Origin of the sequence: Enterobacter sp. 940_PEND (genome assembly GCF_001059415.1) — a bacterium.
Taxonomy (GTDB): Bacteria; Pseudomonadota; Gammaproteobacteria; order Enterobacterales; family Enterobacteriaceae; genus Enterobacter; species Enterobacter cloacae_M.
The window spans coordinates 1-2,962 of the sequence record NZ_JUMS01000085.1; the positions used below are offsets into that span (position 1 = coordinate 1).

General features: G+C 49.7%; 2 protein-coding genes. Both read right to left on the reverse strand.

Annotated elements, in window-relative coordinates; genetic code table 11:
- Positions 1–290 precede the first annotated feature (290 nt).
- Positions 291–1,958, reverse strand: a complete 1,668-nt coding sequence (locus ADJ24_RS11760; RefSeq protein ID WP_080262556.1) for a PglL family O-oligosaccharyltransferase — start codon at positions 1,956–1,958, stop codon at positions 291–293.
- Between the two features lie 70 nt (positions 1,959–2,028).
- The gene (locus ADJ24_RS23735; RefSeq protein WP_032668451.1) at positions 2,029–2,889 is read right to left on the reverse strand and encodes a fimbrial protein; all 861 of its coding nucleotides are present in this window, start codon (positions 2,887–2,889) and stop codon (positions 2,029–2,031) included.
- Positions 2,890–2,962: the final 73 nt, after the last annotated feature.

Genomic DNA, 2,962 nt, shown 5'->3' on the forward strand with positions numbered 1-2,962 from the left:
TGAAGTCAATCGTGGAAGCACATCACGGAAGAGTGCATGTGGAATCGGATGTACGCTCGACGCGTTTTATTTTATCCCTACCCAGACTGGAGAAAATAATTCCGGATCCCCAACACTGAGAATAAATATTTAAATGACAGAGATGTCATTAGCATGTCGTGCTGCAAACAGAAGCCATTCGATAAAATCAGTGCGACTTATCAGGAAGATCGGCGGATGCGCACCGCCGGATTATCAGTGCAGGCTGAATGCGATTGTTGTATCCGTGCTTTTACCCTTTCATTGCGACGCTATAATTTCACGCACGTAAAGCGGATATCCTCTGGCCACAGTGCGTTGCTTTGCATACATATCTCTTTAGCGTTTTCGCTGTTTTGCGCCCTGTAGATCATCATCAGGCTGAAGTTGACATCAGGGCTATTGTGAACCTTCCTATAGTGCTCGGCCCAGGACTGGAAGCGAGTTAATAAATCAGGATCTCTTGTCAAATTGAACCGCAGCAGCAGCGCAACGTGGCGGTCAAAATCCAGCCTGTCATGTTGACTCCAGGGATTGAGTAATGTTCCAACAGCCGTGCTTTCATCCCTGGCAAGCGGTGCAAGCCCATGTTGCTCAATAGTGGTCATTTGCACTTCGGTTACGACACCGGTTGCCATAAATATCAAAACGGCACCCGCGGCCAAAACGCGTACAATTCTGTTGAACGTCATCATGTTGCCCTGAGCGGCATTTTTCACCGGCGTCGCTGTTGGGCCGTTAATTCCCAGCAGGATGACAAGAGCCAGACCATGCGTCACTGATTGATAGAGCGGATACTCCAGATTCATGTGTAGCGCAATGGGTAATAACATCGCCAGACCAATCCATCGACGCCCTCCCCGACTCCACAGCCTTTTCAGCATGCCGCCGATCATCAGAATCACACCCGCGACGGCAACGAGCCCCCCTTCCATCCAGGTATAGAAAAATTCATTGTGTGGATAGAGAATCGTTTTGCTTTCCAGTCCTCGAGTCGCCTGTTGCGCCAATTGGGCGAGTAATGCTTCAAAACTGCCGTAGCCATTGCCGATGACAGGATGGTTCTGGATTAGCTGCCAGGTCAATTGCAATATATACCAGCGTTGACTATCGGAATCACCTTTATCAACCACGCCAGGCGCAAAACCAGGAAATAACCGTGGACCAACATGAAGCGCGACAAGACCCAGAACGATACCCGCTAACATCAGCAACAGAGAAACATAGCCGTGGTGACGGCGCGTTTTGTTTGCTGCTACCAGCACGAGCAGGCAGCCCAGGATAGCGCCAAGATAACCTGCCCGGCTTTGCAACAACACCAGCATGGCCGGTAGCATAACCAGTGACAGGGAACAGAAACGCGTTACCCACTTCTGGCGCGCCGTTGTATTAAGCCAAAGGGCACAAACCGTGCCGGTGGCTAAAAAAGAAGCCAGAACGTTTACCTGCTGGAAGATGCCGTACGGGCGTCCGCCGGGCAGTGTCGCCATATCAGTCAATTGATACAGACAGAAAATGGTCTGTAAAAAGGCCGATATCACCATAATCAGCAGCCAGTGACGTCTGATAATGGGCGTTATGGGGCTTTTAAGCAGTTCCAGCCAGACGATGAGCAGCCCCCACAGCGCCATCACTTTCGTCGCGGCGTTCCACTGCCAGGCGGAAGACGGCGACCATAGCAGCGGCAGTGACCAGAGAATGGCTCCCGTTATAATCAGTTGGGTGCCAGCAGGATAAATAAATTTCATCCTTCGTTCGGTGAGTGAACCCCACAGCACCATGAGCGCCATCGCGCACCAGGCCAGCAGATTTTGGGGTAACGCCAGTCCGGAGCCCCCCTGATTCGGTAATAGCCAGAGCAGACCACCGCATAACCAGACGCCAGCGATAAAAAGTAGACCGCGGCGCGGTGAATGATAATTACAGTTTATATTTAACATGACTATTTTCATAAAAATCGGGGCGGAAATAATTTCCGCCCCGTTAAAGGAAAGCAGGATTATTTGGGCATTACTGTTGGGTCATGACCATGACCGCGCTGGCGGTGAACGCGCCGGTGGGAATATCTTTCACCGCCACCGCTGAATCACGGATAGCCTGAAAACCGAGGTCGACCGTATTCGATCCGCTTTTCAGGTTAATTGTGGCTTTGCTGGTTGGAGATACGGCAGCGTTGTTATAAATAATCGCCGTGCCTACCCCATTTGCTGAGGTTTTTACTGCCTGCGTGCTGCCAATGGTAATCGCCGTATAGGTGATATTCATTGAGACGGTGACGTCTCCACCTGTGCAACTTACAGGGATCTTTATGTGCTTCGCGCTACCTGAACTGGGTGTGGTGGGTAGTGTGGCGCGATCTAACGAGCCTAACGAGACGCTTAAGGCGTTACCGCTGTTGATGGTACAGGAGGTATTTACCACGGGGGTTGGCGGAAGTTTTTGCCCGGTACATTTTCCGTAAGTGTTAAGATAATAAACCTTTCCATCCGGGGCTTTTAATATATCGCAGGCGTCAAAAGATTGTATACCCGTGCCGCCTCCTTCCCTTGATCCAGGATTCACATCCTGACTGTTTAAGGATTTTGAGGCATCAATATAGTTTACACGGTTCGCGTAAATAGCTGTTCCACTTCCACTACTCGATGTAACCATCAGTCCAACAGTATAATAGCCTGAAACCGGGACGTAAAACGTCGACTGTAAATTTACCGCACATCGACCTTGTTGAAAACTATGTGACGCTGATGAAGGGTTCACCGGAACATAGCGTGGCATACCGCAGGCGTTATCAACGGAAAACCCCATGACCGTCGCTGTCGCACTACCCTGATTCATTAACATCAGGATGGCAAAAGCAAAGATATTTATCATCACCTTAATATAAGGATGAAATTGTGGTAATGACTCCAACTTACTGATAGTGTTTTATGTTCAGATAATGCCC